This is a genomic window from Flavonifractor sp. An9, from assembly GCF_002161245.1.
Taxonomy (GTDB): Bacteria; Bacillota; Clostridia; order Oscillospirales; family Oscillospiraceae; genus Flavonifractor; species Flavonifractor avicola.
This window is the reverse complement of the sequence record NZ_NFHC01000005.1, coordinates 148596-156337: the sequence shown is the minus strand read 5'-3', so window position 1 is coordinate 156337 and position 7742 is coordinate 148596. Positions and strand designations below refer to the sequence as shown.

The 7742-nt window shown below is 53.1% G+C and carries 6 protein-coding genes; 5 read left to right on the top strand and 1 reads right to left on the bottom strand.

Translation table 11 applies throughout. The annotated features are described in order from the left end of the window. The first annotated feature begins 124 nt into the window (after positions 1-124). Positions 125-1882 (top strand): ABC transporter ATP-binding protein, encoded by a 1758-nt coding sequence (locus tag B5G40_RS05715; RefSeq protein ID WP_164496943.1) that lies wholly within the window; start codon positions 125-127, stop codon positions 1880-1882. 2 nt (positions 1883-1884) lie between these two features. After that, positions 1885-3630, top strand: a complete 1746-nt coding sequence (locus B5G40_RS05710; protein WP_087399028.1) for an ABC transporter ATP-binding protein — start codon at positions 1885-1887, stop codon at positions 3628-3630. A 74-nt stretch (positions 3631-3704) separates the two neighbouring features. Here the strand turns inward: B5G40_RS05710 and B5G40_RS05705 are convergent, their stop codons facing one another. After that, positions 3705-4670: an AraC family transcriptional regulator gene (locus B5G40_RS05705; RefSeq protein ID WP_087399027.1), complete on the bottom strand. Its 966-nt coding sequence runs from the start codon at positions 4668-4670 to the stop codon at positions 3705-3707. Between the two features lie 189 nt (positions 4671-4859). On the opposite strand from B5G40_RS05705, the gene B5G40_RS05700 reads away from it, so the two are divergent. From B5G40_RS05700 to B5G40_RS05690, 3 genes are read left to right on the top strand one after another with little or no spacing between them, the layout of a single operon-like run. Beyond that, positions 4860-5471 carry an MptD family putative ECF transporter S component gene (locus B5G40_RS05700; RefSeq protein ID WP_087399026.1) on the top strand — a complete coding sequence of 204 codons (612 nt, stop codon included), beginning with the start codon at positions 4860-4862 and terminating at the stop codon, positions 5469-5471. After that, complete coding sequence (locus tag B5G40_RS05695) at positions 5468-6193, top strand: energy-coupling factor transporter transmembrane component T (RefSeq protein ID WP_087399025.1); 726 nt, start codon at positions 5468-5470, stop codon at positions 6191-6193. The genes B5G40_RS05700 and B5G40_RS05695 overlap by 4 nt, the downstream gene beginning before the upstream one ends. Then, a complete protein-coding gene (locus B5G40_RS05690) occupies positions 6190-7710 on the top strand; it encodes an ABC transporter ATP-binding protein (protein WP_087399024.1) in 1521 nt (506 codons plus the stop codon). Before B5G40_RS05695 ends, B5G40_RS05690 begins: the two co-directional genes overlap by 4 nt. Positions 7711-7742 lie beyond the last annotated feature (32 nt).

Here is a 7742-nt window from a genome sequence, read left to right as displayed (position 1 = left end):
CAAGCCCAAGGAGTGATTGGTCAGCCAGTTGCTCCTCTCATTGTAGCTTAGGCACGAGATGGAGGGAAAGCCGGACTGGCTGTCCGGCTTTCCTGTCCAAATTTATTGTAATAGGAGTGGTTTTGTGAAACAACGCAGCTGGCTGGCCATCCTGCTCTCCTTTGCCGGTCCCTGCCGGGGAAAGCTGGTCTTGTCTGTTATATGCGCAATTATCAGCGTGGTGGGGGGCTTTGTGCCGTATCTGGGGGTCTATGAGATCCTTCGCCTGTTTATCCATCAGTCGGCCTCCGGAACGGAGCTTCTCCGATGGGCTGGAGTGTGTCTGGCGGGATATACGGTCAAGGTGGCTTTTTACGCCTTTTCTACTATGCTGGCTCATGTGTCTGCCTACACCATTTTGGAGGGCCTGCGCCGTCAAGTGGCCCATAAGCTGATGCACGCCCCCTTGGGGAGTGTGCTGTCGAAGCCCGTCGGTTCCCTCAAAAGCACCATCGTGGATCGGATCGAGGACATTGAGCCGCCGCTGGCCCACATGATACCGGAATTGAGTTCCAATGTGCTGCTGCCTATCGTGGTGGTGATCGCCCTCTTTGCCATGGATTGGCGGATGGGCCTTGCCTCCCTTGCTACGATCCCGGCCGCGCTGATCCCCATGGCGGCGAGCCTGCGGACCTACAACGAAAAGTATGCCGCCTATATGGCAGCCAATGCTCAGGTCAACAGTATCATCGTGGAGTATGTAAAGGGCATCGAGGTGGTAAAGGCTTTCAACCAGAGCGGTGCCTCCTATGAGAAATTCGTCCGGGCAGTGACCAGTTTTCGTGACTTCACGCTGGAGTGGTTCCGCTGCACCTGGAAGTCCATGAACCTGTGCCTGTCTATCCTGCCTACCACGCTGCTGGCCACCCTGCCAGTTGGGATCGCCCTGTATCAGACCGGCGTCCTGGACCCGGCCCGGCTGGCTCTGTGCTTGATGCTGGTGCTGGGTATCGTGTCCCCGCTGGTGCAGGCTGCAGCCTTTCTCAATTCCATGAAGAGCATGGAATTTGCCGTCCGGGACACTCGGCATCTGCTGGATCTGGAGGAGCTGCCCGAGGCGTCCGAGCCCGCCCGCCTCTCCGGCAGCGGTATCACTTTGCGGGATGTGTCCTTCTCGTATAGCGGGAAAGAAGAGGACACTGTGCTGCGTCACATTGATCTGGAACTTCCCGCTGGAACCTTCACCGCTCTGGTGGGTCCCTCAGGTGGAGGCAAATCTACGGCAGCCCGGCTTATCGCTCGGTTCTGGGATGTGACGGATGGCTGCATTGCCATAGGCGGTGTGGATATTCGGAATCTCACACTGAAGCAGCTGGCGGATCAGGTCAGTTTCGTGACACAGGACAATTTCCTCTTTGACTGCTCTCTGAAAGAAAACATTCGATTGGGAAAGCCGGACGCCACGGAGGAGGAAGTTTGGGCGGCTGCCCGGGCCGCTCAGTGTGAGGAGTTTTTAGGACGGCTGGAGCATGGATGGGATACCCCAGCGGGTGAAGCGGGCAAGCAGCTCTCCGGTGGGGAGCGGCAGCGGATCGCCATCGCCCGCGCGATTCTGAAGGATGCCCCCATTGTAATTTTGGACGAGGCCACCGCCTTTACCGATCCGGAGAACGAAGACAAAATCCAGCGTTCACTGATGGCGCTCTCCCGGGGGAAAACGCTGCTGGTTATTGCCCACCGGCTGAGCACGATTCAGAACGCCGACCAGATCGTGGTGCTGGAGAAGGGCCGTATTGTGGACAAAGGCACACAGCCGGAGCTGCTCAGCCGATGCCCGCTATATCAAAAGCTATGGCAGGCCCATGTGGGTGCCCAGAACTGGGCGGTTGGAAAGGAGGCTTGACGATGTTTCAGAGTATGAATCGGATTCTGCGTTGGACAAAGGGGTACCACAGACGGCTGTATCTCGGAAGCCTCTGTTCGTTTCTTGCCACCTGGGCCGCCGCCGGGCCGGTGATGCTGACGGCCTGGGCCCTTGGGCTGGTCATCGAGAGTGCCCAGGAGGGGACGGCGCTGGACGCCAGACTCCCCTGGCTGTGCCTGGGCGGGATCATCCTGCTGATCGTTCTGCGCTTCGTGTGTGCTTACTGGAAAAACCGGCTCCAGGAGAGTATCGGAACAGAGCGGGCGGCGCAGCAGAGACTGGAACTTGGTGACCTGCTCAAACGGGTTTCCCTGGGGTATTTCTCTAAGAATAACCTGGGCGACATTCTGGCTGCTCTGACCACGGAGCTCAGTACCCTGGAGCTGCAAAGCATGAAGATGGTGGATGCGGTCATCAACGGCTATCTGCAGGTACTGGTCATCGTTTTGTGCATGGCGTTCTTCTGCCCCGAGGCGGCGCTGGTGGCAGTGGTGGGTGTGCTGCTGTCCGCCTTTGCCCTCCGCGGCATCGGGCGGCAGAGTGCCCGCACCGCTCCGGTGGGACACCGGGCCCAAGAGGCATTGTCCGGGGCAGCCATTGAGTACATCCACGGCCTTTCGGTGGTCAAATCCTTCGGACAGGAGGGGGCGTCCTCCCAGCGGTTTTTTGAGGCGTGCCGGGCCAATAAGGACATCCGTATCAAAAACGAGTTTGGATTTGTGCCCTGGAACTGCCTGCACCTGTTTTCTCTGAAGGCCGCAGCTGTTGGCCTGGTGTTCACCGCCGGCTGGCAGACTATGAACGGAACCTTGGAGCTGCCGGTGCTCCTGATGGCTGCCATGTTTTCCTTCACGATCTTCGGCAGTGTGGAGTCCATCAACGACGCCGCCCATATCCTTTCTGTCACGGACTCGGTGCTGGACCGTCTGGAAGAACTGGAGGGAACGGAACTGCCGGATCAGGATGGGAAAGACGTCTCTTTGGAGCGTTACGACATCTGCTTCGACCATGTCTCCTTCGGTTACGGAACACGGGAGGTGATCCACGATGTTTCTTTCCAACTGCCGCAAAACAGCGCCACCGCCATTGTAGGGCCGTCCGGCAGCGGGAAGAGCACCCTCTGCGCACTGCTGGCCCGGTTTTATGATGTGGATCAGGGACGCATCACCGTGGGCGGCTATGACATCCGGAAGATGACCTGCGACAGCCTTTTACGCAACATTGCTATGGTATTTCAGAATGTGTATCTGTTCCACGACACCATCCGCAATAACATCCGTTTTGGCCGTCCGGATGCTGCCGAGGAGGATGTGATCGCCGCGGCCAAAACGGCCCGCTGCCATGACTTCATCATGGCGCTGCCCCAAGGGTACGACACCATGGTGGGAGAAGGAGGCTCCAACCTCTCCGGCGGAGAAAAGCAGCGCATTTCCATTGCCCGGTGTCTTCTGAAGGACGCCCCCATCATCATTCTGGACGAGGCCACCGCCAGCGTGGACCCGGAGAATGAGCATGAGATCCAGGAGGCGCTCTCTGCTCTGGTGCGGGGAAAGACTATCATCACCATCGCCCACCGTCTGGCTACGATCCAGAATGCTGACCGGATTTTAGTGGTGGAGGATGGGCGCATTGCTCAGCATGGTACCCATCAGGAGCTGATGAGCCAGGAGGGAACTTACCGGAACTTTATCGAGATCCGACAGCGGGCTGAGGGCTGGCGGATATAAAATAAGTACGAGGGGAGGTATATCTGCCTCCCCTCGTACTGTTTTGGAATGATTCTTTGGATTTTGGCTTTGTATCACTTTCGCTTTGCCATTTTCCTGTACTCCAGCGGGAGCAGGCCGGTGCTTCTTCGAAACAGTTCCGCAAACCGGCTGGATGTAGAATATCCTATCGTTTGAGCAATCTGACCAATTTGCAGATCGGTATGAGCCAGCAGATATTCTGCCTGACTCATGCGGCGCTGCTGTATATACTCTGTGATCGTGCAGCCATAGACCTTCTTGAAGCTGCTTTTGAGTTTTGTCGTACCCATGCAGGCGATTTGTGCCAGACGTTCTATGGGTACTTCACCAGCATAATGATCACTCAAATAGGCCGCTACGGTTTGAATCCGTTCCAAATCCTGAGAAACCAGTTTGTGATCTGAAACTGAACGCTTTTTTTGATATTCAACCACCAGAGAGAGCGCCTCGGCTACCTTGCTCTCATAATAGAGTTTAGCTGCAATTCCGGTTCCACGGTAGCTCTGTAGTTCTAATAGAAGCCGGTACATTTCCGGGAAATCTGTTGTTTGGTCGATTTCCCGAAAAGCCTCGATGGGATTCCGATATTCTTCCGGATACTGTTTTTTCAAATAATCCTCATAATATGCGGGGGTGATTTCGATGCCTATGGATCGAACCGGTATATTTTTGTGGACGATTACTTGATATGGCTTGTATCCGCCCACATAGGTCTTGATACATCCGGCTGACAACCGGCGATACGGAGACAACTCTTCACCGGAGATGGAATCGTAACGGGTAATACTGAGACATTCCGGGAGATCAAATTCCAGCATAAAATCCTTATTGAAAGAGAAGTTGTGTATCTTGATGTCGAACAGATCCCTTTGCCCGTAGGTCCAATAGGAACCTTCGCCAACTTCCGGAGATAGCTTCCAGCAAAGCCCCAGAGGACCATACTGATCATTATCTGGTTCCGGTACAAAACCGTGCTTTTTCAGTAATGGCGCATAGTATTGCTCGATGATACCGGTCATTACAATAGATACGCCTCCCTTGTTTTGCAATGATTAGACGAATTTTTGAAATGATAGGACGAACCTTACTCCAAATGATTGAAAGCAGATTAAACATGGTGTAATTATATATAACGGTTAGCCACATCTAACCAAAGGATAGCATACCTATCTCATAAAGTCAACGCATTGCAAAATAGGAGGATCAACATGAGCAATCAAATCAATCCCGCAAAAAAGAGTCTCACTATCAAGGATCTTGTGACAACCGGCATTTTCAGCGCAATTTTCTTGGTGTTTACCATGATCGGCGGTATTTTCTTTGCACCAAACCCGGTTTTGACATTCTATATGCCGATGGGTGCAGCATTGCTGTGCGGCCCTGTATATCTTCTGATGATCGCCAAGGTGCAGAAGCGGTGGAGCGTCACCATTCTTGGTATCATTATGGGGATCATCTGGTTCGTTACCGGAATGCACTGGGCTTTTTCTTTAGGCTATATCGGAATGGGAATTATCGCCGATCTGGTAGCTGGCGCGGGAGATTACCGCAATAAGGCGGTCAATCTGCTGTCCTATATGCTGATGTCGCTGGGCGGCGTTTACACCTATGTGGTGTTTTTTATTGATCCGCAAGGCTGGGCCAGCACGATGCTGGAAAACGGCACGGAACAGTCCTATATTGACACAATGAGCGCGTCTGCTCCCTCCTGGCTGTTGGCTGTCATCATTATCGGAACGCTGGCGATTGCTGCGTTCAGTGGTTGGATTGGTGGAAAGCTGATGAAAAAGCAGTTTGAAAAGGCTGGGATCACCGCATGATTGGCGGAGCGTTATCCACGCGCGGACTGTGGCTGGACCCCAGAACGAAGATATTACTGCTTCTGTTGTGTATCTTTTCTGCCATGATGGCTCCATCCTTACTCTACGAACTGGGCCTTGTGGTGCTGATCGGGCTACTCGGCGTTTGCTTCGGAAAGTGGAAGTATGCCTGGAAGGGAGTACTGTTCTATGCGCTGATCGTTCTGCTCACCATCTGGATCATGGATACCATGACCGGAACTTGGCGCACCATGTTTATCGCTTTTTTAGGGTTATTCCATAAGGTCTATCCCTGCGGGATGCTGTCTGGCATTGTCATTTCCACTACAAAGGTCAGCGAATTCCTCTCGGCGATGAATCGCATCCATGCACCCCAAAAGCTGGTAATCCCCTTGGCCGTCATGCTGCGTTATATCCCTACCATTCAGGAGGATTGGCGGTTTATCAAGGACGCAATGCGGATGCGGGACGTCTCGCCTTCGCTTAAGGGGTTCCTGACGCATCCCGGAATAACGGTGGAGTGTATCTATGTTCCGTTGATGATGGCGGCATCCAAAGCGGCGGATGAACTGTCCATCGCTTCTATCACCCGCGGCATTGAAAACCCAAAGCCTCGAACTTGTCTGGTGCAGATCCATATCGGGTTGATGGATATTGCGGCAGTCTTTTGCTTTGCAGGCGCACTGGCTGTCGGGCTTTATGGAAAGGGGATGCTGGGATGATCGAGTTAAAGCATGTATCATTTACTTATCAAGGACAAACAGGAGACGGGCTGCATGACATCAACCTGACCATAGAGGACGGAGAATGTGTTCTGTTCTGTGGCCGGAGCGGCTGCGGAAAGACCACCATCACGAGGCTTGTAAACGGCTTGATCCCACAATTTTACGCAGGAGAGCTGGCGGGCAGCGTACTGGTGGATGGTCAGGAAGTCCGTGATTTTCCTATGCACCAGATTGCCGCAAAGGTTGGATCGGTGTTTCAAAACCCAAGGACACAGTTTTTTAATGTGGATACAGACAGCGAGATCGCTTTTGGTATTGAAAATCAAGCACTTCCAGTTTGCCAGCTGAGAGAACGCGTGGATCGGACATCGGCAGAACTTCACATTGAAAATCTCCGTAATCGCAACATTTTCGAGTTATCCGGTGGAGAAAAGCAAAAGATAGCGTTTGCCTCAGTCTATGCAATGAATCCTCCAATATATCTTTTGGATGAACCGTCCTCTAATTTGGATATGCGTTCCATTCAAGAATTGGGAGAACATCTCAGGCTGATCAAATCACAGGGAAAAACCATATTGATTGCAGAACATAGGTTATACTATTTGATGGATCTGGTGGACCGGATTGTGTATTTGGAACACGGGAAAATCATGCAGGTCTTTACGCCGGAAGCATTTCGACAGCTGTCGGAGGATACCCGGGAACAAATGGGCCTTCGAGCGATCGATTTGCATCGTGTTCTCCCACCGCGGAATCATTCCCTTGCGCCTGTTTCAGATCCTATCTTGGAACTTAACAATGTAGCCCTTCACTATAAGAAGAGGACCATTTTGCACGACATCAGCCTTACAGCAGCAAAGGGAGAGGTAATTGGCGTCGTTGGCCACAATGGGGCCGGAAAAACGACCTTTTCCCGTGCTTTGTGCGGGCTTCACAAGGCCTGTGATGGTCAATTCTTTTGGAACGGTCTGTCCATGGATCACAAAGATCGCCTGCGGCATTCCTATATGGTCATGCAGGATGTGAACTACGAGCTTTTTGCGGATAGTGTGGAGTCAGAATGTACATTCGGTATCCGCAATCCGAAACAGACGCTCGTTGACGCAACACTGGAAGAGTTGGCCCTGGCCCCATTCAGAGACCGCCACCCCAATACCCTGTCCGGAGGTCAAAAGCAGCGGGTGGCGGTAGCGGTCAGCATGATTTGTGGGAAAGACCTGCTGGTGTTTGACGAACCGACCAGCGGGCTGGATTTTGACAGCATGACACAGGTCGCAGGTCTGATCCGGCGCCTGTCTGATATGGGAAAAGTCATCTTTATTGTCACACATGATTTTGAATTTGTCAGTCGTACCTGTTCCCGCATCCTCCACTTTGATGAAGGAGAAATGCCCGACGATGTGCCTGTTACCATGGACGCTCTCCCTACATTGAGAGAATTGTTCTCCATTTCAGAAAGCAGGCCGGGACGGACAGAACACAGGAAAAGCCGATTCTGTGCTGCCGATTGCTGACGATTGCAAAAGCCGCATGGCGGAATGTTCCC